Here is a 24,233-nt window from a genome sequence, read left to right on the forward strand (position 1 = left end):
TTCCACGCCGGCGGCGACCTCACGAGCCCCCCCGTTCGGGATGGCTCCACGGATGGCGTTCCCAGCCCCACCGAGGCGCGGCTCGCCGCCCCGTCCGTTCCGCCAAGCCAGCCCGGACGTTGGACTACGAGCGTTATATTCTGCTTGCCGCACGTGACATACAGCGACGGTCTTCTACGACAGCGAGGTCGGGCGGAGTCAACGGTGTCAGACGAAGTGGCGGTCGGGTCCGGTGTCGGTGACATCGCGTCCCCACCGTCGACCACCGGAATCATCAGGGTGTTCCTTCTCGATGACCACGAGGTAGTACGTCGCGGGCTGCGGGATCTCCTCACCGAGGAGCCGGACGTGGAGGTGGTTGGCGAGGCCGGGCGGGCCGACGAGGCACTCGGCCAGATCATCACGCTGCGGCCGCGGGTCGCGGTCCTCGACGCGCGACTGGAGGACGGTAGCGGCATCGAGGTCTGCCGGCAGGTTCGCTCGGCCGACCCCGACATCGCCTGCCTCATCCTCACCTCCTTCGACGACGAGGAGGCACTCTTCACCGCGATCATGGCCGGCGCGGCCGGCTATGTCCTCAAACAGATCCGGGGCACCGCCCTGGTAGACGCGGTCCGCCAGGTGGCCGCAGGCAAGTCTCTGCTCGACCCGGCGGTCACCCCACGGGTGCTGGTGCGCCTGCGGGAGGGACCGGCCGAGGACGAGCGCCTCGCCGGCCTCACCGACCAGGAACGACGCATCCTGCGGCTGATCGCGGAGGGGCTCACGAACCGCCAGATCGCCAGCCGGATGTTCCTCGCGGAGAAGACGGTGAAGAACTACGTCTCCAGCATGCTGGCCAAACTCGGCCTGGAGAGCCGCACCCAGGCCGCCGTCTTCGCCACCCGGCTGAACAACTGACCCGGCCGGCTAGCGCCCACCCCCGGGCGGGCGCTAGCCGGCGGCCGAGTCGTCCGGCGGCGAGGACACGTGCAGCGCTCCCGGCGGGGTGATGAGCGGGACCAGCCAGGTCACGGTCGTGCCGATGCCGTTCTCGCCGGAGCCGAACCGCATCCGACCACCCAGGTCCAGCGCCCGGCGGCGCAGGTTCGCAAGCCCGCTGCTGCGAGCAGGCTCCGCCGGGGCCGCAGCCGTCGTCACGGACTTCGACCAGGATGTCCACGCTGCTTACCCGCAGCAGCACGTCGATGCGGGTGGCCCGGGCGTGCCGGGCGATGTTGGACAGCGCCTCCTGCAGCGCGGCGAGCATGTGCGGACGGATCGCCGCGGGCACCCGGCGGTCGATGGGGCCGTCCACCCGGATCACGGGGCTGATGCCGAGCGCGCGCTCGGTCTGGGCGATGATCGACCGGATCTCGGTACCCAGGTCGGCATCGCCGAGGTCGGCGGCCGTCAGCGAGAAGATGGTCTGGCGGATGTCGACGATGGTCTGGTCCAGCTCGTCGGCGGCGACGTGCAGCCGGTTCGCCGCCTGGCTGTCCAGGACGCGGGCGAGGCTCTGCAGCTGCAGGCCCGTCGCGAACAGCCGCTGGATCACCATGTCGTGCAGGTCGCGGGCAATCCGGTCGCGTTCCTCGAACACCGCGAGGCGCTCGCGGTCGCGGTGGATGCGGGCGAGTTCGAGCGACAGCGCGGCCTGGCCGGCGAAGGCCGCGGCCATCTCCAGGTCGAGGCGGCTGAAGGTCTCGAGTGGGCTACTCGTGCCGAGGACGAGGATGCCCAGCACCCGCCCGCCATCAGCGGCACGACCATCCCGCCCGTGGCTGCCGCGTCGGGGGTGTCCGCGCCGAGCAGCGGACCACCCTGCGCGGCGGCGCCGACGAGCACGGCTCGCCCGGTGCGCATCGCCTCGGTCATCCGCTCGTTGTCGGTGAAGACCCGGCCGCGCAGGTGCTCCTGCCCCGGCCCGTCCACCACCCCGACGACCAGCCCGGCGGCGTCGGGGACGAGGATCGCCGCGAGGCAGGCGGCGGTCGCCTGCCGAGCACGGCGCGCCACCAGCTCCAGTGCCTCCTCGGGTTCGGCCACCGACAGCAGCGCCGTGGTGATCTCAGCGCTGGCGGCCAGCCAGGCCTGGCGGCGCCGCGTCGCCTCGTACAGGCGGGCGTTCTCGATCGCGAAGCCGACCGCGGCGGCCAGCGCGCTGACCAGACTCTCGTCCTCCGAGGTGAACTCGCCACCGCCGCGCTTCGCCCCGAGGAACAGGGTGCCGAACGCCTCTCCCCGCACCATGATCGGGACATTGAGGAAGGTGTCGAACCGGGGATGACCCGGGGGGAACCCGACGGCGGCCGGATGGCGCGTGACATCGGGGACCCGCAGCGGTCGGGGATTGCGCAGGCTCTCCCCGATCAGCCCACGCCCCAGCCGCAGCCGGCCGATCATCGCGGGCACGCCCTCGGCGAACCCGACGTGGATGAGTTCGGGGATCTCGCCTGCCTCGCCGATGACCCCGAGGGCGCCGTACTCGGCGTCGACAAGCTGGCTGGCCGCCTGCGCGATGCGGCGCAGCGTGACCGGCAGGCTCAGTTCCCGGGCGACGTCGACCACCGCGTCGAGCAGGCCCTGCATCCGCGACTGCGTCGATGCCACCGCGTCGACCTGCGCGGACAGGCGGGTACGCAGCTCATCGAGGGACAAAGGACCGGCCAGGGCCGGCGATTCACTCATGCGCCCGGCTCCGGCAACGGATACGGATTCGGAGGGCACAACGGTCATTGCGGGTGATTCCTCCTCGCTCCGCCTGGTTCCCTGTCAGACCCCCGGCGAAGAGCGGTCACCCGAAGGCGGGATCACTGTGGCGATGGGATCACTGTGGCGTGCAGGATATCCACCAGCACGATTTCGGGGAACACCTGCTGCGGTGGCCCGGCTCCCTTCCGCCGCCGACGCCCGGGTCCGCCGCGCCGCCGACGACGCGGCGTGGTCCGCCGTGGCGCAACGTGGAGCGTGAGGCGCGACCAGAAGTACAGTGTGCTGCATGGCAGTGCTGCGCCTCTTCCTGCATCGCGATCGCGTGACGGACCTGGGTCGGGCCGTCAGCGCGGCGTGTACCGGGCGGGTCTGAGGCGCCTCATCGCCGCCGCCCGGCGGGTCGACTGACAAGTCCCGCCGCCGCCCTGCCGTGCCTTCGCCGGCGAATCGGCGCGCCTCAGCCCCGTCCGCCTTCCGGTCCCGCACCGCGTCGGGCCCGGCCGCCTTCCGGTCCCGCACCGCGTCGGGCCCGGCCGAACGCTCCCCGTGCGCTCCCGAGCGCACCCCGCCGCCCGGCTCGCGGCGTCCCACCGGGGTGAACGGCCGCCCCCGCGCGTGCCCTGCCCCCTGCCGGCCGGCCGCACTCCCGGCCGCCACGGTGGCACCGCTCGCCTCCACCGTTCTGGGAGTCCCCGTGCCTCTTCTGCACCCGGCGCTCATCGCCGACCCGGCCCGCCACGCCGAACCCCTCCTGCCGACCGAGTGCCTCAGCGACGAGCCGGGCACCATCGACCTGGCGACGCTGCGGGATCTGACCGCCGCCCTCGCCGGGGTGCCGCGGATCTGGCGCCCGGTGATCCACCACCGGGCCGACCGCCGCTGGTACACCCGGCTGCTGCTGTCCGCGACGGTCGAGGTGTGGTTGATCGGGTGGTATCCGGGGCAGCAGACCGAGGTGCACGACCATGGGGACGCGCTGGGAGCGATGGCGGTCGCCGAGGGCCGCGTCGAAGAGGACCGGTACGACCGGAACTGGACGATCACGCGGGTCCGCGAGCACGTCACCGGCTCCGCCGTCGGTTTCAGCGCGGCGCACGTGCACCGGGTCGCCAACCGCGGGCTGGAGGTCGCCACGACGATCCACGCCTACTCCCCGCCGGAGCTGCCGATGCGCTTCGCGCCGACGCAGAACGACGCCGACGTGCGCGCCGCAGCCGTCCCGACGACGGCGGTCGCGGCCTACGCCGGACGAGACGTCGCCAGCGCCGGCGCCACGCGATGACTGTCGGCGCAAGCCGGATCGACGCGCTGCTCGCCGCGGCCCGTTCCCGGCTGCGGCGCCTCGAACCCGCCGAGGCGGCGCGGACCCTGGCCGAGGAGCCGGGCAGCGTCCTCGTCGACATCCGGCCGGCCGCCCAACGGGCCGCGGAGGGGGAGATCCCCGAGGCTGTGGTCGTCGAGCGCAACGTGCTCGAATGGCGCTTCGACCCCACCAGCGACGCCCGGCTGCCGATCGCGACCGGTGACGACCTTCAGGTCATCGTGATCTGTTCCGAGGGCTACACCTCGAGCCTGGCGGCCGACGCGCTGCGCCAGCTCGGCCTGTGGCGAGCCACCGATGTGATCGGCGGATACCACGCCTGGGCCGCTGCGGGCCTACCGACCCGCGGCGGTGCGTGACCGACCGACGCCGATCGCCCCACCCGGTGGCACGCTGCCGGGTCTGCTCGCCTACCCCGAGCCACGTTCACGGCACTTGCACCAGCAAAAGCGTCGAATGTGGTTCTGCGCACATTTCACTGCCGAATCCGGCCTGACGGCGCCACCCGAACGGGGTACCCCTATTCGTCATCTGCCCGCAACCCGGCCGCGCTCGGCACCGGATCGGTGATCGTAGGCCGCTCGATGGGGGCCCCCGTGGCCCGTGTCGGCCACCCGACAGCGATCTCCCCGGTGCCCGTTTCCGCTGTCCACCAGCGATTCCGGCCCCGGCGGGCCGCTGCGGCCGGCATGCAGCCGCCGCTCCCCCAGAGATCATCGAGCTCGGGTCGCGGCGATGCGGACCCTGCGGACGGTGCCCCGATGTGCCCCCGGACAACCCGCCGGAGCACTCCGGACGTCTGCGTTCCGGAACCCTTGCTATCCGGTCGAGAGACGTCTATGTTCCTCGGTTAACGAGACGAGACGGGATCGTTTCCGAGCGGAACCCGCCCCGGTATGCCGAGCAAATGGCGCCGTCGGCGGATTCCTCCCGGAACACCAGGGGGCTTCTCGCCGCAAGAAGGTTGACCTGCCTGTCTGGGGTGTCGCGCTACGCCGGATTTGGCGGTCTGCAAAGCATGTGTCCGCCTTTGCAACGTCAGCAGGAGACGGTATGCCCAGTCAGCCCAGCGTGCTATTTGTCCAAAGCTCCGCCGCACTCAGTTTCCTGTTCGCCACGTGCCCCTGCGTCTGCGGTGATGCCCGATGAGCGCCGGCGTACCCGTTCTTCCCGGTCGTGATCTGCCGCCGCAGCCGTTCGGGGCCGGATGGCCCGCGTACTGGCGCCAGGATGCGGCCTGCCGCGACGGCGATCCGGACGCGTTCTTCCCCCCCGACGGCCGCAACACCAAGGCCCGGGCCGCCGCCGAGACCCGCGCCCGCAAGATCTGCTCCGAGTGCCCGGTGCAGCGTCCCTGCCTGGCCACCGCGATCTTCCGGCAGGAGGAGCACGGAGTGTGGGGTGGGCTGACCTCGGACGAACGCGCCACCGTCGTGCCGCGCGGCCGTCTGAGCGCCGAGGACGCGCTGGTGTTCGCCGACCGCCTGCTGCTGTCAGTCTCGGTCGCCAGCTGACCCACGAGAACACCCGCGGCGAACGGCCCGCCCCGGCTCGGAGCCGGGCCGTTCGCCGTCGAAGGTCCCGCCACCTCGAGCCCGCCCGACCTGGCGTGCGCGCGGGCTTCGGTGTATTCCCCAGCTGGTATATTTCCGCATTCCTGAACCGCTCGACGCGGCCATGTGCTGGAATGCGAGTGCAGCCATGTTTTCCACGTTCGGTATCACGTCACTCGGTGGTGTCCGGTGAGGCCGCCCCACCGGTTGCTGTTGCTGCGCCACGCCAAGTCCGGCTGGGCCGACGGATCCATCCCCGACATCGACCGGCCGCTGTCCGACGCCGGTCGCCGCGGCTGCCGGCTCATCGCCCGCCACCTCGCCGACCACGGGTTGGCCCCCGACCTCATCCTGTGCTCGGCCGCCCTGCGGACCAGGCAGACCGTCGAAGGCATCGCCTCGGCGCTGCCCGCGGACGTGCCGGTGCTGGTCGAGGACCGCCTCTACCTGGCGGAGGCGCAGGCCCTGCTGGAACGGTTGCACGAAGTCGACGACGGGGTGCCGAGCGTCCTGCTCGTGGGGCACAATCCCGGCATCCACACGCTCGCCGTGGCCTTGCTCGCCCCCGGCGAGCGGCTCCGGATCCCCACCTTCCCGACCGCCGCCTTCGCCGTCGAGGACCTGGCCGTGTCGCAGTGGGCCGAGCTCGGCCAGGACTCGACCCGGCTCGTCTCGTTCGTCACCCCCCGCGCGCTGCGTGAGAGAGCCGAACCCCCGGCAGGGTCGAGCTGAGCGGGAGATCCAGCGGGGCCTACGTGACCGCGGCGCGGGCAAGCTCGGCGTCAGACAACCTGGCTGCTAGTACGCCTGATCCATGATCCGGGACGCCAGGGCGATGGCGCCGCCGCCGACGAGCAGCACGGCGGTAACGATCCACAGCGGCACCGAGGCGAAGATGAGCGCGAAGCACCCGAACACGAAGCCCGCGATCAGCAGCACCACCGCGAGCCACGAACCCGTGTTGGCCTTGTGGTGACCGGTCTCACTCGCCACGTCCACTCCTGTCACTTTCATCCCATCCGCCGGCCGGCGGAGCATTGCGCCTCGTTCCCGCTGCGAGACTACCCGCGAACACCGATGTCGGATGCCCGGCGCCGGTGTGCATTCGCCCCTTCTTCCGACCCGCCCGCGCCGGGCGGGTCGGCAGGGTGATTCCCGGACCGCGCCGGGCCCTTCGGCCCGCCGTGCGGGGATCGTCCGGGGTCCGGCCGCGTTCAGCTGAACCCGGCGATCCGGCGCAGATCGACGAGCTGATCGTCGAGCCAGCGCCGGACGTCGTGGGTGCGGACCTGTTCGGCGGCGGCGGACAGCCGGCGGTGGCGTTCCTCCAGCGGCATCGTCAACGCCGTGTACAGGGCGTCCGCCATCTGCTGGATGTCGAACGGCTGGAGGGTCACCGCGAACTCGCCGAGTTCCTCGTGGGCGCCGGCCATCTCGGACAGGGCCAGCACACCGCCACGGCGGTTGACGACCGCCACCTCCTTCGCGACGAGGTTCATCCCGTCGGCGATCGCGTTGACGATCAGCACGTCACAGATCGAGTAGGCCGCCACGGCCAGCGGGAAGTCCTCCACCATCCGCAGGTCGATCGGCTGGCGGCCCTCCTTGGTGTGCCTGGCGTTGATCTCGGCGACGAGGGCGCCGATGAGCGCGATGTAGTCGGCGTACTCCGGGACGTCGGTGCGGCTGGGCTGCAGCAGGGCGAGGAAGCTGACCTTGCCGACCAGCTCGGGATGCTGATCGAGCAGCGTCCCAAAGGCCAGGAAGCCGCGCACGACGTTCTTGCTCGGATCGGTACGGTCGACGCGCAGGATGAGCTGGCGATCATCGTCGAGGAAGATGTAGCGCAGCATCGCGACGTGCGCCGCGACCTCCTCGGACGCCTGGGTGGCGTCGAGCGCGGCCGGATCGACCGAGATCGGGTAGTAACGGGCGCGGACCACCCGGTCCCCGACCGTGACGGTGAGCTGCTCCAGGTCGACGGGCAGGCCGAGGAGCTCCTGGGCGCACAGGACGAAGTTGCGGGCGTAGCGGCGGATGTGGAAGCCGACGACGTCGCTGCCGAGCAGCCCGCGCAGCAACCGCTCGCGGATGTCGCCGGGCAGGATGCGCCACTCGTCCGGGCCCGGCCAGGGGATGTGCACGAAGTGGGTGAGCACGACGTCGGGGCACTGCTCGCGGACCCAGTCGGCGACCAGGTAGAAGTGGTAGTCCTGCAGCAGGACGAGGGCCTTGCCGCCACGGGCGCGCACCTCGTCCACGACGGCGTCGGCGTAGGCGCGGTTGACCGCCGCGTACCCGTTCTCGAAGGCATCGTGCTCGGCCCTGGTCAGCACCGGCGCGAGCGACCGGCCGTAGAGGCCGTGCTGGATGAACCAGAGGATCGGGTTGGACCACACGCTGTAGAAGTCGGCGTAGGCAGTCGGGTCGGTGACGACGAGGCGAACCCGGATCGCCGGACCGTCCGACTCGCCGTCCACCACGTGGGGCTGGGGTTGGATCTGGACGAGGATCGAGCTGCCGGCGCTCTCGGAGGCGACGACGGCGTCCTCCTCACCGGCGGCACCACAGACCCAGACGGCGTCGTCGAGGTGTTCGGCGAGGCCGGACAGAGCCGAGACGAGGCCCCCGGCACCTCGGTTCACGGTGCGACCGGAGGCGTCCCGATCGAAGCTGACAGGACCGCGGTTGGACAGGAGTACGAGAGGCAGGTCGAGGGGGATGAAGTCCGACACGGCGGATGCAGCCTCCTGGTCACGGGCGGTACTCGGCGTCCGGTGCCGCTCATCGCTGTGGCGTCCGGGCGCACGGGGACAATCCGGACTGTAGTGAGCCCCGCATCCGGATGCACCGCGTTGCAGGGCGCCTGGAGCGTTGTTACCCAGACCTTCACCTGGTCACTATTGTCACCGGCACCATATCCGTCCGTAACGCCCACTCCCCCGCAGTATGGGGATCCGGGAACCTGCAACGACGTCAGGTGTGCCTACAATCACGAAGAGTGGTGCTACAATCCATCCCGGTAGTCCCGGACCTCCTGCACCGCCGAGCCAAGGGACGCCAGCGACATCTGCAATGTGTCACGCGTCTCGACAAGCGCGCTCGTCAGCTGCTCGACGGCGCGATGCTCGCTGCCGTCGGTCGCCGCGATCACCATCGCCTGCGCCTCCTCGATCATGCTCAGCGCGCCCTCGAGCTGGCCGGCGACCTCCTCGGTACGCCGGAACGCCTCATCGAGCTGTGCCTTGACGTCGGCGATCATGCCTGACACCCGTCCTCATCCCTTCTTGGAGCTACCGGCCCGCGAGCCCGACGCCTGCTCGGTGCTCGAGCCGAGCCCGAGGCCGAAGCGAGCTGCGGCCGCGAGCGCGAGCAGCGCCGCGGCCACGTCGACCGGCGCCATCGGTGCGAGCCGGAACGTGGCGACCACTGCCAGCGCAGCGGCGCCCGCTCCCAGAATGCCTGCCCGCAGTACCGCCCTACCCCCACCTTCGGTACCGGCCGCCACGGCCACCAGCGCCGCCGCGAGCACCGCCGCGCCGACGATGCAGGGCGTCCCCGCCGCCTGTGTGAAGACCCGCAGCACCCCCACGACCACCAGGCTGAGCAGGCAGGCGAGCGCAGTCATCAGCCCGGCCGACGCCGAGCCGGACGCCTTGGCCACCGCCCGCAGCTCGGCGGCCTTGCTCATCGCGTCCAGGCACAGGTCGTAGGCCTGGCGGGGAGCGGTGCGCGGGTCGACCGGGGCGGCCGCCGCCGGCTGCCCGCCGCCGCGGCCCTCGCGCCCCGACCGGCCCTCCCGGGCCAACCCGCCTTCCCGAGCCAACCCGCCTTCCCGGGCCTGCCGGTGACGCTGGCGGGCGGCGGCGGCATGGTCGTCGTCTGGCCCGCCGCGCAGGTCCCGCCCGGCACGCGCCAGCGGCCGCCCGGGCCGCCGCTGGGCCGGTGCGTCGGCGCCGCCTCTCGAGGTGGACTTCTTGGTGAGCGCGACCGCGGCGCCGGCAGCAGATTCGGCGGCGGCCGGCTTGAGCTGGTCGAGGTCGGTGAGCCCGTACTGGGCCAGCGGCTCGGCGACCTGCGCCCAGACGCCCTCGACTCGGGCCCGAATGTCCGCGGCGGCCTCGCGGTGCCGGCGTGCCTGCGCCCGGCTGCCCTGACGCCGCTGGTAGGCGTCCCGGTCGGCGCGGGCCCGCGCCGCGTCGGAGGTGCCGAGCAGCCGGCGGTACTGCATCGCCGCCTTCAGCGGATCGTCGAGGTCGAGGTCAAGGTCGGGATCGGGGGCGGCGCCCACCGGCCCGCTCGAAGCGGGGACGGTCGTGATCGCACCCGCGTCCGGGACCGCCGTCGCGCCGCGCTGCCACGACCCGGCGATCGACCATGCCTCGGGCGTGCCCACCGACTCAGCTCCCGCCACCATTGCGCTCCGTCCTCCCCCGGCCCCTGCTCCGGCCCCTGCTCCGGCCGGCCGGGTGGGCCCCGCCTCCCGGCGGGCACCCGCCCATCCCGCGACATCTGGATCTTCCTGCCCGATCGCCACCGGTCTACCCGCGCACCATGGGTGCGAACGGCACCACCGTGCGCGGCTCGGACTGGGTGTGCCGATCGAACAGCACCGCCCGGTTCGGCATCGTCCCGCCGGCGACCGGTCGGTGGCCCGCCATGGCGAACAGGTCGCTGCCGGGCACCCCGGCCGCCGCCCACGCCGCGATGTCGTCCCGGTTGACCGGCCCGAGGTCCTCCACCATCCGGGACACCCCCCGCCACCAGCCGACCAGGTGGACGCGCATGGCCGGGCCGCGGCGGGTGACCGTGCGCAGATCGTCGAGCCCGGTCCGGCGCGACTGCGGATCACGCACCTCCAGTGCGGCCCGCCCAGCGTCCATCGCGAACACCACCACCAGCCGCAGCGGCGGCGGCGGGCCGCCCGTGCCGGCAAGCGCCGCGTCCTCCCGGGCCCGGGTCTCGTCCGCGGCGGCGGCGAGCACCCCGCGCAGCCCGGTGACGTCGGCGACGCGGACGGGGTGGCCGGCGCGACGCATCCGCTCGGCGAGGATCTCCGCGGCGCCGAGCGCGGTCGGCTCCGCGGCGACGATCTCCGCGACGAGGCCGCCGGCCGGCAGCTGGGCCGCGATGCTGGCCGCCGCCGCCTGCACCATGCCGATCGCCTCCCGGCGCAGCGGGCCGAGCACGGCGAGATGGCGCCCGGGTGAGGCGGCGAGGCGGGCCCCGACCGCCGCCGGGGCGAGGTCGACGGGCACCCCGACCAACGCGAGCGGGTCGCCGGCGGGCTGAACGGCGCCGGACAGCGCGACGGCGGGCACGTCCGCGCGGATCGCGGCCGATGGTTCGTCCCCGATCGGGGCGGCGGCGGACTCGATCGCCACCGGCGCCGGCCGGCCGTCCAGGGCCCGGTAGACCGGGTTGTCGTCGAGGATCGCCGGGGCGTGGCCGACGAAGACCCGCGGCCGCGGCACCGACGGCAGGCTGCGGGCCGCGGTGGTCGCCAGCCGGTCACGCAGCCGGGAGATCACCACCGGATCGGGGAAGGCGACACGGACGAGCTCGTTGCCGGCGGGATGGCCATTGCGCCGGTTCACGATCGCCTCGCCGACGCCGCCCAGCGCGCCCGCGGCTTCGTTCGCCGTGGACAGCAACACCCGCGACTCCGAGATCGAGGTGCGCAGCGCCACCCGCAGCGCGAACTGGCCGAAGATCGAGCCGCGCTTGCCGGCGGTGGAGTCGAGGGCGTCGATGCCGGACAGCGTCTGGCTGGCCAGGAGCAGGTGGACGCCGTAGGCGCGGCCCTGCCGGGCCAGGACCTCCAGGTGGGCGACGCCCTCGCGGGCGATCTCGTCCATCGGGGTGAGCATCACCTGGAACTCGTCCACGACGACGATGACCCGCGGCCAGGCGGAGCTGCGGTCGCCCGCCCGCAGGCCCCGCAGGTCCCGCGCGCCGACCGCGCGCATCGCCACCGATCGGCGGCGCATCTGTTCACGGACCGCGCGCAGGACGGCGACGCCGAACTCGCGGTCGCTCTCGATGCCGACGGTGTCGGCGTGCGGCAGGAAGAACGGATCGGTGGGGCCGGCGGCGAACTGGGCGAACTCCAGGCCCTCCTTGAAGTCCAACAGATGGAAGCGAACCTGGTCGGGGGCATAGCGGGCGGCGATGCCGTAGACGATGTCGAGCAGCAGGGTCGACTTGCCAGCGCCGGCCTGGCCGCCGACGAGGGCGTGCACGGTGTCGTCGGCGAAGGTGAGCCGCACCGGGCCGTCGGGACCCTGGGCGACCGGCACGGTGACCCCGGCGGCGCTGTCGGACTCCCACAGGGCGCCGGGCAGCAGCTCGGCGATGCCGGGAGGGCGGGATGCCTCGCGGGTGGCCGCGTCGGCGACCTGCTTGGTGACGGCGGTGACGAGATCCGGCGGCGGCGGGGGGTCGAGCTGGACGGGTAGCAGGCCGGTCAGCGAGGTGCGCCACAGGCCCGGCTGCGCGCCGCGCCAGTCCGGCCGGTCGGCGAGCAGCTCGACGGCGGTGAACACCACCGAGTTCGGCAGTGGGTCGGCGACCGAGTCGGCCTCCTCGTCCAGACGGAGATCGTCGGCGTCCGGATCGGGCGGGGTCACGTCGTCGATGTCGTCCGCGCCCGCCGGGTCGGTCTGCAGCGGGGCGAGCTGGACGATGGAGATCACATGGACGCCGCAGGCGGGCCCCTGCGCGGCGACGGCCGACAGCGACCGGGCGCCCTCCTCGTACAGGCGTGGATCACCGAGCAGGACCAACAGCAGCCACGGTTCCGGGCGGCCGTGGCCGGCGTCCTCCCGTTCCCGCAGCGAGTCGAACCGGCCACCGAGGCGCTCGACGGTGATCCGGCCCACCTCCGCGGACAGCTCGGCGAGGCGCTCCTCCAGCCGGGCGCGGGTGGTGATGGTGGTTGAGGCAACGCCGGCCGCCCGCAGCGGCGCGAAGCCCGCGAGGCCGGCGCCGAGCTCGTGCGGGTCGTAGACGACGAGACGGACCCGACCGGCGGGCAGCGCGGCGAGGATTCGGGTGAGCAGCCCGCGGACGAGGTCGACCGCGGCGGCGCGCCGCGCCCGCACGGTCTCGATCCGCAGGTTGCGGCCGTCGAGCAGCGGCACCGCCAGCGGCACCGTGCTGTACGGCGCGCCGGGATCGTCCGGCGGGATGACGACCTGCCCGACCTGCCACAGCCCTGGGCGGAAGCGGGCACCCACGCCGCCGGCCGCGGCGGGCACGGCGCCGAACGGCCCGTGCCGCCAGTCGGGGGCGGCCCAGGAGGCACCGGCGAAGCCGCGGGCCCCGCTGCGGGCGATCATCCGGGCCTGGGCGAGCGAGGCGTCGACGTCGCGCGGCCAGTTCGACGCGGCCAGCCGACCCGGGCCACCCGCCGCAGCCGCCGCGGCGGTGGCCGGCGGGCCGCCGCGTTCGAGCGCGGCCGCCTGCTCCTCCAGCCGGTCGGCGAGGGCCAGCGCCGCGCCCAGCGAGGACTGAATACCGGCCACGAGCGTGCGCGCCCGCCGGGTACCCGACATCGTCGACCTCCCCACACCATCTCTGCACCGCACCGGGTAGCCGCCACCGCGTCGGGCACCCCGCGGCGGAATTCCCTCAACGACCATGACACGTCCGAGGGAGCAAACATCCCAGAACCCGCCGACCGGCCGAACTGGCGTGCCCGCCGGGAGGCCGCGCGAGACCATGCCGTTACCGAACGGGACCGGATGCTGACCATGGCCACGCTATCGACGCCCCGGCGCCGACGTGGCTGTTCGGACCCGGATCACACCCGTCGCCCCCGCACGGACGACGCCCGGACCACCCCCGGCTGCCGGCGCGATCCGTTCGGGCGGGCGTCCGCGCGCCGCGGCATGTGGGCCACCCGACACGGCTTCGAGGCATCGAACCGGTTTCGGTGACCCATGACCATGACATGACCGCCGCGGCCCACGACGGGGTGGATGGTGCGATGTTCACGCCGATCCGGCAGACACCGCACGACCGGGACCGATATGCGCCACCGCGTGCGTGTTCAATGGCCGGGCTAGGGCAGCGTCCCGGCGGGAGCTCGACGAGCCGGCCGCGGGGGCGCAGCATCGATGGCCACGCGGGAAGGGGATCATGGTGACGGACGGCGCCGATGCGGCGGGCATCGCCGGCACGGCCGACCGCATCGCCGGCACGGCCGACCGGACCGACGGCCCGGCGGGCAGCCCTCCGCCCGGCGGACAGCCCGATCCCGCCGCGCCGAGCGCAGGCGGCCGGGGGGACCCGATCGTGCCGGAGCAGCGGCCGCTCGCGGTCATCGACGTGGACGGGGTGGTGGCCGATGTCCGGCACCGGCTGCGATTCCTGCGGGCCTGGCCCGGAGACTGGGATGCGTTCTTCGCCGCGGCCTCGGCGGACCCCCCACTGGCCGAGGGGGTGACGCTGGTCCACCAGCTCGCCCGCGACCACGAGGTGGTGTGGCTGACCGGGCGGCCGGAGCGGTCCCGCACGGCGACCTCGCGCTGGCTGGGCGAGCAGGGCCTGCCCCTGGGGGAGCTGCGGATGCGCCCGGACGACGACCGCCGCCCGGCCCGGCTGTTCAAGCGCGCCGAACTGCGGCAGCTCGGCGCGTGCCGGCAGGTCGCCGTCGTCGTCGACGACGACCCAGCCGTGGTCGACCTGCTCCGTGCCGACGGCTGGCCGGTGCTGCGGGCCGAGTGGCTCGCCTACGAGGCCACCCTGGGCAACGCCCAGGAGTCCGAGGGCCGCACCTGAGCGGCCCTCGGCTCAGCCCGGCGCCGCAGATGCTAGGACGTAGGGGTCAGGCGGTGCTGCGCCGCGTGCGCCGGCTGGCGAGCTCGTCGCCCGGGTGGGAGGCGGGCGGCTGCCCGAGGCGCTCGCAGGGCAGCTCGGCAAGCTGGCCGCGCATGTCGCGCAGGGCGCGGCCGACCGCGATCGCGAACACCCCCTGGCCGCCACGAACCAGATCGATCACCTGGTCGTCCGAGGTGCACTCGTACACGGTCGAGCCGTCGCTGATCAGGGTGAGCTGCGCCAGGTCATCCACGCCCCGGGTGCGCAGGTGCTCCACGGCGACCCGGATGTTCTGCAGCGAGACGCCCGCCTCCAGCAGCTTGCGGACGACCCGCAGGACGAGGACGTCCCGGAAGGAGTACAGCCGCTGGCTGCCCGAGCCGGACGCGCCGCGGACGCTGGGCACGACCAGGCCGGTCCGAGCCCAGTAGTCGAGTTGGCGGTAGGTGATGCCTGCCGCCGCGCACGCTGTCGGCCCGCGGTATCCGACGTCGTCCCCCGGGGGGTCGGGGATCTCGTCTGGAAAGAGCTGGCCCTGCTCGATCATCGTCGTACGCACTTCGCCGCCATTCCAGCCCCATCCTCCGGATCGATCCGAGTCGGTCCAGGCGGTCCCGGTCACCCGGTCCCGCCATTCCGGACACCCAGCCCGGTCGAGTCACTTCCACCGCCACGTCCGGATCGTCCCGACCGGACACCACCGACCTCACACCGACGCGCCCGGGACCACCGCACCGCGGGTCCACAGCTCCGGGCGCGGTCGCCGTCACCACCTCCCCGGCAAGGTCAGAGCCGGAGCGCGTTCGTCCACCGACGCATCCGCCGTGGGCACGGGCGGCCACGAGCTCCGGGTTCAGGGTCCTCCGACCGTAGGAGCGACGCGCTGTTCGTTCAATGTTCTAAGCCGGCGTGTCCGTAGTCCAGCGGACATTAATGGTCATATCGGACAAAAAGGAATCTCGATACGAGCCGTCATGGCCGGACACGTGCCACAGCCGTCTTGCCTGCTCGGAGCGCGACGGGCGCCGAGGCCCGCCACGTCAGGGAAAGAGGCCCACCGACCGGCCCGAGTCGTGCCACACCCGCTCCCGGCGGGGGTGGACCCGCAAACGGGGTCGCGGCGTCTGCCCCCTCCCCGACACGGGGCAGCCGACACGGGGCATCCAGGCCGCCGTGGAGCTGATCACATCGCAGGTGAGGGGCGCGGGCGCCGGCCGCGCGGCCGGCGCCCGCGGGAGGACCGGACACGCGGGAACCGGGGATGCCGCGAACCGCGCGGGAACCGGGGTGTTACGGACGCTCAGGAGCCGGGGGTGTTGAAGTCCTCGGGAAAGATCGTGTCCAGAAACTCCCGGAACTTCTCCAGTTCGCTCTCCTGCTCCTGCTCCTGCTCTTCGGGAACCGTGATCCCGGCCTCCGCCAGGACGGCCTCGACGCCGTAGACGGGCGCGCCCATCCGCATCGCCAGCGCGATCGCGTCGGACGGACGAGCCGAGACCTCCACCCCGTTGCCGAACACGAGCGTGGCGAAGAAGACGCCGTCCTGCAGGTCCGTGATCGTCACCCGGGTCAGATCCGTCTGCAACGCCCGCAGCACGTCCCGCATCAGGTCATGGGTCATGGGTCTAGCCGTCGTGATGCCCTCCTGGGCGAAGGCGATCGCGGTCGCCTCGACGGCACCGATCCAGATGGGCAGATACCGCTCACCGCCCACCTCCTTGAGCAGGACGATCGGCTGCTTCGACGGAAGCTCGACTCGCACGCCGACGATGTCCAGCCGATGCACCGATCTACCTCCTCGCGCAGGTGGGGCAGGGCAGGATGTTGTGACCGGAGCCAGAAAACCCCACAGGGGAGACAGTATCCCCGCATCCGCCCGGCGTCAGCGCGCCCACCGGTTCCGCTGCCCGGCAGGGCACTTCCGCCCTGGCCCCGACCGGCCGTTCAGCTCGGCCGGCCGGCCGCCAGCCGGGAACGCAGCAGGGCCGCATGCAGCCGGACCAGCAAGGCCGCCAGCTCATCGGCGGTCTCCGCCTGCCGCCCGGCGTTGTCCCCGCCACGCTGGCCACGCAGCGGCGCGGTGGCGGCCTCGATGAGACCAGCTTCACGGTCTGCGACGGTTCGGGCCGCCCGCAGATGCCTGGCCTGGACGCCGTGCCCGGCAAGCAGCGCGACCGTGCGGGCGACCAGCAGGGCGTCGGAGTCGTAATACCCGCCGCCCGCTATCGGCGCGACCAGGCCGTGCCGTTCCAAATCCGCCAGTTCGTCCTCGTCGAGCCCCACGGCCGCCAGGAGCTCACGGCGGGACATTCTGACCCGTTCCACCCCCAGGATCGCGTCTAGGCCGGCAGGAGCCGGATGCGGGGGCACCGCACGGGGGCCGGACCGGTGCACCGGCATATCCCCACGGTCGAGGGAGGACAGCTCCTCCTTGATCACGCGCAGCGGGAGGAACCGCTCCCGCTGCGCATGCAGGACATAGCGGAGCCGGGCGACGTCGTCCGCCGAGTACTTGCGGTAGTTGGCGCTCGTGCGGGCCGGCTCGACGAGCCCCTCCGCCTCCAGGTAACGGATCTTCGACAGCGTGATGTCGGCGAAGTCGGCCCGCAGCCGGTCCAGGACCTGGCCGATGTTGAGCACCTTCGCACCCGAGCCGGCCAGATCCCGACCGGGCCCGCTCGGGCCCGGGGCCGGCGACGCCGCAGCGAAGCCGCTCACCGTTGGTCCCTCCCGCTCACCGCGCCGCTGACCCCCCATAGCTCGCCCCGGTGAGGAACACCAGTCGGAACTTGCCGATCTGCACCTCGTCGCCGCCGGTGAGCTCGGCGGAGTCGATGCGCTCACGGTTGAGGTACGTGCCGTTGAGGCTGCCGACGTCACGCACCGAGAAGCCCTTGGTGTAGGGCGAGCGATGGAACTCCGCGTGCCGGCGCGAGACGGTGACGTCGTCGAGGAAGATGTCACTCTCGGGATGCCGCCCGACGGTGGTCATGTCCGCGTCCAGCAGGAACCGACTGCCGGCGTTCGGGCCGCGCTTGACCACCAGCAGCGCCGAACCCGGTGGCAACGCGTCGACCGCGGCGACGGCGTCCCGTTCCGTCGAATCGTCAACATGATCGCCCTCAATCCCGGAGAGCGCGGCGGCCAGATTCAACGTCGATGTCTGTTCGGCGGGCCGCTCCGGCGCCACGGGCTCACCCGGACGCACCAGAGGGGACCCGCACCGCGCGCAATACAGCGCGTCGGACGGGTTCTGCTGTCCGCACCTTGTGCAGAACACAGTCGCGTCCGCTTCCTGCCGGGATCCCTCGCGAGCGAGGTTCGCCAGCCGACTCGGCCGCCGCCGGACAGGCGGCGGGAACGTCTCTACCAGCACTTGCGATGGTGGTAGCCAGACATTCGCAGCCCACCCCCACCACCGGGATGATCACATGCCGACCGCTGGGCCGTCCACGACCGTGCTCCGGTGCACTCCGAGGCTAGTGCATCGGGGGCACACTCGCGAAAAGGGTGCGACCCGTGTTGTTCGCCGTGGCGTCACCCACCGCCAGCCAACAGGGCATAGGAATTACTTTCAGTGCTCCTTTGCGTGCTCTGCGTATTCGTCGGCGTTCAGTAGACCCTCGATCACGTCCGCACCCGTGACCATGAACTCGACCAGCCAGCCGTCCCCGTACGGATCGGAGTTGATCAGTTCTGGCGCGGTCGCCAACGCCTCGTTACGGGCGGTGATCTCGCCCGCGGCCGGGGCGTAGATCTCCGAGACGCTCTTGGTCGACTCGACCTCGCCGAAGGACTCCCCCGACTCGATGGTGGCGCCGACCTCTGGCAGCGACACGAAGACGATGTCGCCCAACGCCTCCTGCGCGTAGGAGGTGATGCCCACCCGGGCCGTGCTCCCGATGAACCGGATCCACTCGTGCTCACGGGTGTACTTCAGGTCGTCCGGGTACACCGGAGATCGCCTCCCCTTGATCCGCATCGCTCCGACCAGCACCGGCGGGGCCGTCGGTCCTACCCCCTTCACCGGGCAACCCGCGCGGCGGCGGAGCTATCCGGCCGGGCGAGCGTAGCGGGGACTGGGCGCGGGCCGCAGCGCACGGATTTCGAGGTGCCCGGAAGTCCGGACGCCGGCCTGCGCCCCGTCCCGCGCCGCTACCGTATCGAGCACCCCGCCCGGGATCCGCAGCGCCTGGTCCAGGGTGTGCGCATCACCGACCACCCGAAGGACGTACGGCGGAGCAACCGACGTTCCGTCCACGATCAGTCCGTGCCCGGGCTCGTCGGCGACGTAGGTCGACACGACCGCGCGCACCCCGGCGATCTCGATGGCCTCCGCGCCCGCGTCGCGCAGTTCCTGCAGCGCGTCGACGAGCACCGAGGCGTCGACCGCCCGGTGCAGGTCCCGGATGGTCAGCTCCAGCCCCGACCCGGCGACCGGCACGGTCCCGGCGAGAATCGCCAGCTCATCGGCCTGAGCGCGCTCGGCGGCCAGCCCCGACGCCCCGCCCGCCGCCGAGGACGCCCCCGGCGTTCCCGGCGCCCCCGGCGTCACCGCCCTGTCGGCCTCCCGACGCAGCCGCCCCTCCTGGGTCGCGAGCGCATGGTCCTGCGCCCCGATCGCGCCGAGACTGGCCGCGAGTTCGTCAGGGCTAGCCGTGGCGAGAGAGAACGACGGGTCCGCCGAACGGGCCGCAACGACCCCCGCGAACCCGAGCGCGGCGAGCAGGACGAGGGTCACCGGCCGCCGCAGCCGCATCCCCACCGGCCCCGGTCCTGCCCCGGGCTCCGCGGCCGCCACATCACGCGCAGCCGACTCCTCCCCGGCCACACCCGACTCCGGATCCCCTTCATCCACGCCCCGCCGACCGGCGCCCCCACCAGCCGCACCGTCACCAGCCCCGCCGACCCCGACGGATGCCGGGTCGGCGGGGCCCGGCGCGTCCGGCTCGCCCGCAACGGGCTGCGCCGGAGCGACACCGGCGGCAACCGGTTCGGCCGGGGGCACGTCGACCGGTTCAGGTCGAGGGGAGGCCGCCGCGCTCGCCGCCATCGTCAGATCCTGATCAGCGCGCGACGCAGGACCGTCGCAGTCGCGAAGATCCGGATGCCCAACACCACGACGACCGCCGTCGACAGCGCGCCGCCGACGCCGATCAGGTCGCCGAGCAGCACGAGCAGGACGGCGATCACCACGTTGGAGACGAACGAGACGATAAACTCCCGATCGTCGAACGTCCCCTCGACGAGCGAACGCGCGGCGCCGAGGGCGGCGTCGACCGCCGCGACGACCGCGACCGGCAGGTAGGGGTCCAGCCAGTCCGGGGCGGTCGGACCCAGCAGCAGTCCGGCCACCACCCCCAGCACGAGGGCCAGCAGGGGAATCATGATCCGCTCCGTCGGGCATGGCGCAGCACCGGTGGCGGCGCCGCGGGCAGGGTCAGGGTCTCGGCGGCGGACGCCGTCAGGGAGGTCACGGGGGAACCTGGACGATGGCGCAGCCGGTCGACCACCGCCGACTGCTCCACCCGCCGCACCAGTCGCCGCGGATCACCGATGGCCTCGACGTCGTACGGCGCCAGCACCGGGATAAAGCTGATCAGAATGAGGTCCCCCGCCGCCCGGATCGCGCTGAGCGCCGTCAGCCGCACTCCGTTGATCGCGATCGCTTCGGCCCCGGAGATCCACAGCACGTTCACCAGGTCGGCGAGATCGTGATCCTGAATTCGTCCCGGGCCGGCCGCGTCTGGGACAGTCGTCGGGGCGGACTGGTGCGGACGAGGAGTGCCGGACGCCGAGACGCGGGGGTCGGCGGAGCCGGAGCCGCCGGCCAGCCGGTCGGTGACCTTGATCCGTACGCCGGAACCCGTCACGGCGACCGAACCCGCCTCGGGACCGAGCGCCGCGATCTGCGCCACGGCGCCGGCATGGTCGCGATCGGCCTGACGGTGCTGCTCCCTGGCCGCCGCGACCACGGACCGCAGCTGCCTGACCCGGTCCTCGGCGCCGGCCAGGGCGACGGAGCGCTCGCCGACCTGCACACGCAGGGTCGCCGCGAGCCGCGCTCGGTCGTCGGTGGTGATGGTGCCGCGCCGCGCCCCGAGCGCGATCACACCGCCGAGCAGGACCAGCACCAGCGTCACCGGCCGGAGCCATCGCCGGCCCCCCGCCCCCGCCCGGCCCGCGGGCGACAACTCGGCAGGCGGCCCCGACTCGGCGGGCGAGGGGGATCGCCGCGGTGGGTCGTCGAGGAGCATGGCGAGCTCCGCCGGCAGGGGCTCCGGGGCTCCGGGGAGGGGCTTCGGGGCTCCGGGCATCCCGCAGCGGCCGGAGGAGCATTTCACCTCTGGCCATCGCCATCCGGTCCGATCCCACACATTCGGCATTCTGACCGACGGGAGGCCCGCCGCCGCCGACCTCGATGGCCCCGCGCGTGCCGTGGCCGGCCGGGACGCCCTGCGCGGGCCAGTCGCGCCACCGGTGACGACTCTGTTACACAGACGCGCCGAGGGCAAGAGACGGTTTGCCGGCCGAAAACCGTGCCCGAGCCTCGGCATCCTGACACCGAGGCCCGACTGATCAGGAGGCCTCGACCACCTCGGCCCAGCGGCGCAGCAACCGGTGGGCCTGACTCAGATCGGCGCCCTCGGCCCACAGGTGGGTGACAGCCTCGCTGGGATCGGGCAGCACGAGCACCCAGGAGCCGTCGGAGCCCACGATGCGCACCCCGTCGGTGGTGTCGATGGTCTGGCCGGCCTCCGGATCGACGGATTCCACGATGCGGCGCATGACCGTGCCCTTGGCCGCCCACGGGGTGGGCACCGAGCGGCGCAGGATCGCGATGGACGGGATGCGGGCATCGATGGCGGACAGCGTCAGCCGGGTCCGCGCGACGAGGGTCAGCAGCTTCACGAAGGCGGCGAGCCCGTCGATGGCGGGGGCGAACTCGCCGACGACGAAACCGCCCCGGCCGTCGGCGGCGAAGACGACGCCCTCCTCCCGGGCGACCCGGGTCAGCGCCGCGGCCGACAGGGAGGTCCGCCGCACGGTCAGCCCGTGGAAGTGGGTCACCTGGTCGGCCACCCGGGTGGTGGTGACCGGCAGGGCGACCTCGGCGCCCCGGCTCTCGGCGGCCACGAGGTCGAGGAAGACCAACAGGGCCCGATCGTCGTCGATGAGGTCGCCCCGCTCGTCGACGATGGCGATGCGCTCGCCGACGTGGTCGAAGCGCACCCCGAAGGCCGCGCCGGAGCTGGCGACCAGGGCGCCGAGCCGGTTGGTCGCGAGCAGGTCGTCGGCGGCGCTGTGAGCCGGGATGATCTCGTCGACCCGCCCGTTGACGGTCAGCACGTCGACCCCGAGCCGGCCTAGCAGGGTGGGGAGCACGAGCGAGGCGGAGCCGCCGGACGGATCGACGACGATCTTCAGATCCGCCTCGGCGAGGCCCGTGGTGTCGACCCGGTCGAGCAGGTCCTGGATGTAGAGGTCCAGGGTGCGGGCGGGGAAGCGCAGGTCGCCGATCTCGCCGGGGAAGGCGCGGCGGAAGTCCTGGCGGGAGAAGACCCGGTCGAGCTTGCGCTGGGCGGCCGGGGACAGGTCGTCGCCGTCGGCGTCGAGGAAGAGGATGTCGATGCGTTCCGGGTCGCCGGGGGCGGTCCGCACCATGATCCCGCCGGCGACGTTGGAGGAGCGGACGTCGAACCGGGTGACCGGCATCGGCGACACCTCGAGGTCACGGATGTTGATGGCCCCGGCGGTCAGCGCGCTGATGACGGCCCGCTTGAGGGCGCGGGCGGCCCGGGATCCGTCGCGCGCCGTGGTGACGGTGGCGCCCTTCTTCAGGGTGGTGGCGTAGGCGCCGGCGATGCGGACGACGAGCTCGGGGGTGATCTCGGCGTTGATCAGGCCGGACACGCCGCGCGGGCCGAACAGGGAGCGCTGCCCGCGGGACTCCCAGATGACCGAGGTGTTGACGACCGCCCCGGCCTCGATCGTCTTGAACGGGTATACCTTCACGTCGTGGGAGACGAACGCCTCCTCACGCACGACGCACTCGTCGCCGATGACGGCACCCTCCTCGATCCGGGCCGCCCGCAGCACGTCGGTGCTCTTGCCGATGACGCAGCCGCGCAGGTTGGTCTGCGGGCCGATCAGCGCGTTGTCCTGAACGATCGCCCGGTGCAGGAAGGCGCCGCTCTTGACCAGGACGTTGCTGCCGAGCACGGTGAACTCCCGCAGCTCGGCGCCGGCCTCGACCTTGCTGTAGTCGCCGACGGCGAGCGGGCCCTTGAGGATGGCGTCGGGGTCCACCTCGGCGTCCTCGCCGACCCACACGCCGGGCGAGACCTCGAAGCCGTCGATCTCGACGTCGACCTGCCGGTTGAGCACGTCGGCCTGGGCGCGCAGGAAGCTCGCGATGGTGCCGACGTCCTCCCAGTAGCCGGCCGCGACGTAGCCAAACACCGGCGCGCCGGCCGCGACGAGGCGGGGGAAGACGTCGCCGGACCAGTCGACGGCCTCGCCGGGTGGCACGTGCGCGAGGACCTCGGGTTCCATCACGTAGATCCCGGTGTTGACCGTGTCGGAGAAGACCTGCCCCCAGGTCGGCTTCTCCAGGAAGCGCTGGATGCGCCCGTCCTCGCCGGTGATGACGATGCCGAACTCCAGCGGGTCGGGCACCGACTTGAGGGCGACGGTGACCAGGGCGCCCTGGCGGCGGTGGAACGCGACGAGGCCGGTGAGGTCGATGTCGGTCAGCGCATCCCCGCTGATGACGAGGAACGCCTCGTCGCGTAGGGCCTCCTCGGCGTTCTTCACGCTGCCGGCGGTGCCCAGCGGGGTCGTCTCGGTGGCGTACGACAGGTGCATGCCGAGCTCGTCGCCGGAGCCGAAGTAGGTACGGATCGTCGACGCCAGGAACTGGACCGTCACGACCGTCTCGTCGAAGCCGTGCCGCTTGAGTAGCCGCAGCACGTGCTCCATGATCGGCCGGTTAACGACGGGTAGCAGCGGCTTGGGCAGGTTCGCGGTCAGCGGGCGTAGCCGAGTGCCCTCGCCGCCCGCCATGACGACGGCTCTCACCGCTTACCTCCCGCTCTCGCCGGCCCGGGGGTGGGCGCCGGTCGGATCATGGATGCTGGTCCGGGTGTGGGCCCGATAGCGCCGGGCGAGCTGGCCGGCCTGGACGCAGTAGAGCAGGCCGGACCACCAGTAAAGGGCAGTACCCCAGATCGCGAACGCCCATCCGAGGGGGCGGGCCGCGGTCGCCAGCCACGAGTCCCCGGCGGAGAGCAGCAGCAGCGGGAAGGCGTAGAGCAGGTTGAACGTCGCCGCCTTGCCCAGGTAGTGCACGGGCAGGGCGACGCCCACGCCGATGCGGCGCAGCAGCGGCGGCAGAGCCAGCAGCGCCACGTCGCGGGCCAGCAACAGGACGGCGAACCAGACCGGCACGATGTCGCGCACGGTCAGCGCGATGATCGTGGAGAGGATGTAGAGCCGGTCGGCGAGCGGGTCCAGCAGCACCCCGAGGCGGCTGGTCTGGTTGAGCGCGCGGGCGAGCTTGCCGTCGAGGTAGTCGCTGATCCCGGCGAACGCGAGGATCCCCAGCGCCGCACCGTCCGCCTCCGGCCCGAGTACCAGCCAGAGGAACACCGGCACGCCGAGTAGTCGCAGGGTCGACAACGCGTTGGGGATCGTCCACACCCGGTCCGGCGGCGCCGGCTCGGGCGCCGCGGGCTGCGGGGTGGGCGCGGTCATGCGACGTCCCTCCTCCACCGGCGCTTCGACGGCAGGCCGGACAGGGCAGACGCTAGCTGATGCTCGTCGCCGCTGGTCCGCCGGAC

General features: G+C 72.8%; 23 protein-coding genes and 1 pseudogene. 6 read left to right on the forward strand and 18 right to left on the reverse strand.

Annotated features, from left to right (window positions below; translation table 11 throughout):
* The first annotated feature begins 204 nt into the window (after nucleotides 1-204).
* Nucleotides 205-900, forward strand: a complete 696-nt coding sequence (locus tag G6R25_RS05950) for a response regulator (RefSeq protein WP_412842869.1) — start codon at nucleotides 205-207, stop codon at nucleotides 898-900.
* 33 nt (nucleotides 901-933) lie between these two features.
* On the opposite strand, the gene G6R25_RS29495 is transcribed toward G6R25_RS05950, so the two are convergent.
* From G6R25_RS29495 to G6R25_RS05955, 3 genes and pseudogenes are all read right to left on the reverse strand, one after another.
* On the reverse strand, nucleotides 934-1,140 hold the full coding sequence (locus G6R25_RS29495; protein ID WP_336500706.1) for a hypothetical protein: 207 nt from the start codon (nucleotides 1,138-1,140) through the stop codon (nucleotides 934-936).
* Between the two features lie 304 nt (nucleotides 1,141-1,444).
* Nucleotides 1,445-1,540: pseudogene (locus G6R25_RS29500) on the reverse strand (hypothetical protein); the annotation flags it as partial.
* Nucleotides 1,534-2,670: a GAF domain-containing protein gene (locus tag G6R25_RS05955; protein ID WP_336500697.1), complete on the reverse strand. Its 1,137-nt coding sequence runs from the start codon at nucleotides 2,668-2,670 to the stop codon at nucleotides 1,534-1,536. The pseudogene G6R25_RS29500 and the gene G6R25_RS05955, both read right to left, overlap by 7 nt.
* Nucleotides 2,671-3,388: 718 nt before the next feature.
* Between G6R25_RS05955 and G6R25_RS05960 the strand changes: the two genes are divergently transcribed.
* The 4 genes from G6R25_RS05960 to G6R25_RS05975 all read left to right on the forward strand — a co-directional run bounded on the left by G6R25_RS05960 (nucleotide 3,389) and on the right by G6R25_RS05975 (nucleotide 6,300).
* Nucleotides 3,389-3,976: a cysteine dioxygenase gene (locus G6R25_RS05960; RefSeq protein WP_163552180.1), complete on the forward strand. Its 588-nt coding sequence runs from the start codon at nucleotides 3,389-3,391 to the stop codon at nucleotides 3,974-3,976.
* Nucleotides 3,973-4,374, forward strand: a complete 402-nt coding sequence (locus G6R25_RS05965; RefSeq protein WP_205446899.1) for a rhodanese-like domain-containing protein — start codon at nucleotides 3,973-3,975, stop codon at nucleotides 4,372-4,374. Before G6R25_RS05960 ends, G6R25_RS05965 begins: the two co-directional genes overlap by 4 nt.
* Before the next feature lie 786 nt (nucleotides 4,375-5,160).
* Nucleotides 5,161-5,529, forward strand: a complete 369-nt coding sequence (locus G6R25_RS05970) for a WhiB family transcriptional regulator (RefSeq protein ID WP_136448283.1) — start codon at nucleotides 5,161-5,163, stop codon at nucleotides 5,527-5,529.
* 228 nt (nucleotides 5,530-5,757) lie between these two features.
* Complete coding sequence (locus G6R25_RS05975; protein ID WP_163552181.1) at nucleotides 5,758-6,300, forward strand: SixA phosphatase family protein; 543 nt, start codon at nucleotides 5,758-5,760, stop codon at nucleotides 6,298-6,300.
* A 66-nt stretch (nucleotides 6,301-6,366) separates the two neighbouring features.
* Here the strand turns inward: G6R25_RS05975 and G6R25_RS05980 are convergent, their stop codons facing one another.
* The 5 genes from G6R25_RS05980 to G6R25_RS06000 all read right to left on the reverse strand — a co-directional run bounded on the left by G6R25_RS05980 (nucleotide 6,367) and on the right by G6R25_RS06000 (nucleotide 13,124).
* Nucleotides 6,367-6,561, reverse strand: a complete 195-nt coding sequence (locus G6R25_RS05980) for a hypothetical protein (protein ID WP_412842676.1) — start codon at nucleotides 6,559-6,561, stop codon at nucleotides 6,367-6,369.
* A gap of 221 nt (nucleotides 6,562-6,782) precedes the next feature.
* Nucleotides 6,783-8,303, reverse strand: a complete 1,521-nt coding sequence (locus tag G6R25_RS05985) for an alpha,alpha-trehalose-phosphate synthase (UDP-forming) (protein WP_163552182.1) — start codon at nucleotides 8,301-8,303, stop codon at nucleotides 6,783-6,785.
* Nucleotides 8,304-8,575: 272 nt separating this feature from the next.
* Nucleotides 8,576-8,839 carry a hypothetical protein gene (locus G6R25_RS05990; RefSeq protein ID WP_163552183.1) on the reverse strand — a complete coding sequence of 88 codons (264 nt, stop codon included), beginning with the start codon at nucleotides 8,837-8,839 and terminating at the stop codon, nucleotides 8,576-8,578.
* A 6-nt stretch (nucleotides 8,840-8,845) separates the two neighbouring features.
* Nucleotides 8,846-9,985, reverse strand: a complete 1,140-nt coding sequence (locus tag G6R25_RS05995) for a hypothetical protein (RefSeq protein WP_163552184.1) — start codon at nucleotides 9,983-9,985, stop codon at nucleotides 8,846-8,848.
* 124 nt (nucleotides 9,986-10,109) lie between these two features.
* The gene (locus G6R25_RS06000; protein ID WP_163552185.1) at nucleotides 10,110-13,124 is read right to left on the reverse strand and encodes an FtsK/SpoIIIE domain-containing protein; all 3,015 of its coding nucleotides are present in this window, start codon (nucleotides 13,122-13,124) and stop codon (nucleotides 10,110-10,112) included.
* Nucleotides 13,125-13,713: 589 nt separating this feature from the next.
* Here G6R25_RS06000 and G6R25_RS06005 point away from each other — a divergent pair.
* Nucleotides 13,714-14,352 (forward strand): phosphatase domain-containing protein, encoded by a 639-nt coding sequence (locus G6R25_RS06005; protein WP_419469314.1) that lies wholly within the window; start codon nucleotides 13,714-13,716, stop codon nucleotides 14,350-14,352.
* Nucleotides 14,353-14,398: 46 nt separating this feature from the next.
* On the opposite strand, the gene G6R25_RS06010 is transcribed toward G6R25_RS06005, so the two are convergent.
* The 10 genes from G6R25_RS06010 to G6R25_RS06055 form a co-directional block, all read right to left on the reverse strand.
* Nucleotides 14,399-14,938, reverse strand: coding sequence for a MerR family transcriptional regulator (locus tag G6R25_RS06010; RefSeq protein WP_163552186.1), 540 nt, complete (start codon nucleotides 14,936-14,938; stop codon nucleotides 14,399-14,401).
* A 753-nt stretch (nucleotides 14,939-15,691) separates the two neighbouring features.
* A complete protein-coding gene (locus G6R25_RS06015; RefSeq protein ID WP_163552187.1) occupies nucleotides 15,692-16,177 on the reverse strand; it encodes a bifunctional nuclease family protein in 486 nt (161 codons plus the stop codon).
* Between the two features lie 158 nt (nucleotides 16,178-16,335).
* On the reverse strand, nucleotides 16,336-17,148 hold the full coding sequence (gene ftsR / locus G6R25_RS06020) for a transcriptional regulator FtsR (protein WP_419469313.1): 813 nt from the start codon (nucleotides 17,146-17,148) through the stop codon (nucleotides 16,336-16,338).
* Nucleotides 17,126-17,671: an FHA domain-containing protein gene (locus G6R25_RS06025; RefSeq protein ID WP_163552189.1), complete on the reverse strand. Its 546-nt coding sequence runs from the start codon at nucleotides 17,669-17,671 to the stop codon at nucleotides 17,126-17,128. The genes ftsR and G6R25_RS06025 overlap by 23 nt, the downstream gene beginning before the upstream one ends.
* Before the next feature lie 294 nt (nucleotides 17,672-17,965).
* Complete coding sequence (gene gcvH / locus G6R25_RS06030; RefSeq protein WP_163552198.1) at nucleotides 17,966-18,346, reverse strand: glycine cleavage system protein GcvH; 381 nt, start codon at nucleotides 18,344-18,346, stop codon at nucleotides 17,966-17,968.
* Between the two features lie 96 nt (nucleotides 18,347-18,442).
* Complete coding sequence (locus G6R25_RS06035; RefSeq protein WP_235947564.1) at nucleotides 18,443-19,444, reverse strand: DUF881 domain-containing protein; 1,002 nt, start codon at nucleotides 19,442-19,444, stop codon at nucleotides 18,443-18,445.
* 2 nt (nucleotides 19,445-19,446) lie between these two features.
* Nucleotides 19,447-19,779, reverse strand: coding sequence for a small basic family protein (locus tag G6R25_RS06040; protein WP_136449740.1), 333 nt, complete (start codon nucleotides 19,777-19,779; stop codon nucleotides 19,447-19,449).
* On the reverse strand, nucleotides 19,776-20,648 hold the full coding sequence (locus tag G6R25_RS06045) for a DUF881 domain-containing protein (RefSeq protein WP_163552190.1): 873 nt from the start codon (nucleotides 20,646-20,648) through the stop codon (nucleotides 19,776-19,778). The genes G6R25_RS06040 and G6R25_RS06045 overlap by 4 nt, the downstream gene beginning before the upstream one ends.
* A 322-nt stretch (nucleotides 20,649-20,970) precedes the next feature.
* Nucleotides 20,971-23,457, reverse strand: coding sequence for a mannose-1-phosphate guanyltransferase (locus G6R25_RS06050; protein ID WP_163552200.1), 2,487 nt, complete (start codon nucleotides 23,455-23,457; stop codon nucleotides 20,971-20,973).
* Between the two features lie 18 nt (nucleotides 23,458-23,475).
* Entirely contained in the window at nucleotides 23,476-24,147 is a 672-nt protein-coding gene (locus G6R25_RS06055; RefSeq protein WP_163552191.1) for a cardiolipin synthase ClsA, read from the reverse strand.
* Between the last annotated feature and the right edge of the window lie 86 nt (nucleotides 24,148-24,233).

This window comes from Candidatus Frankia alpina (assembly GCF_902806485.1).
In the GTDB taxonomy this organism is placed as follows: domain Bacteria; phylum Actinomycetota; class Actinomycetes; order Frankiales; family Frankiaceae; genus Frankia; species Frankia alpina.

What these genes read in the sequence shown, in the direction of transcription:
- G6R25_RS06035 (WP_235947564.1), bottom strand. Translation starts at nt 19,444, where the DNA reads ATGGCGGCGAGCGCGGCGGCCTCCCCTCGACCTGAACCGGTCGACGTG.
- G6R25_RS06055 (WP_163552191.1), bottom strand. Translation starts at nt 24,147, where the DNA reads ATGACCGCGCCCACCCCGCAGCCCGCGGCGCCCGAGCCGGCGCCGCCG.
- ftsR (WP_419469313.1), bottom strand. Translation starts at nt 17,148, where the DNA reads ATGGGGGGTCAGCGGCGCGGTGAGCGGGAGGGACCAACGGTGAGCGGC.
- G6R25_RS06010 (WP_163552186.1), bottom strand. Translation starts at nt 14,938, where the DNA reads ATGATCGAGCAGGGCCAGCTCTTTCCAGACGAGATCCCCGACCCCCCG.
- G6R25_RS06000 (WP_163552185.1), bottom strand. Translation starts at nt 13,124, where the DNA reads ATGTCGGGTACCCGGCGGGCGCGCACGCTCGTGGCCGGTATTCAGTCC.
- G6R25_RS05965 (WP_205446899.1), top strand. Translation starts at nt 3,973, where the DNA reads ATGACTGTCGGCGCAAGCCGGATCGACGCGCTGCTCGCCGCGGCCCGT.
- G6R25_RS05995 (WP_163552184.1), bottom strand. Translation starts at nt 9,985, where the DNA reads ATGGTGGCGGGAGCTGAGTCGGTGGGCACGCCCGAGGCATGGTCGATC.
- G6R25_RS06045 (WP_163552190.1), bottom strand. Translation starts at nt 20,648, where the DNA reads ATGCTCCTCGACGACCCACCGCGGCGATCCCCCTCGCCCGCCGAGTCG.
- G6R25_RS05955 (WP_336500697.1), bottom strand. Translation starts at nt 2,670, where the DNA reads ATGAGTGAATCGCCGGCCCTGGCCGGTCCTTTGTCCCTCGATGAGCTG.
- G6R25_RS06040 (WP_136449740.1), bottom strand. Translation starts at nt 19,779, where the DNA reads ATGATTCCCCTGCTGGCCCTCGTGCTGGGGGTGGTGGCCGGACTGCTG.
- G6R25_RS06050 (WP_163552200.1), bottom strand. Translation starts at nt 23,457, where the DNA reads ATGGCGGGCGGCGAGGGCACTCGGCTACGCCCGCTGACCGCGAACCTG.
- G6R25_RS05970 (WP_136448283.1), top strand. Translation starts at nt 5,161, where the DNA reads ATGAGCGCCGGCGTACCCGTTCTTCCCGGTCGTGATCTGCCGCCGCAG.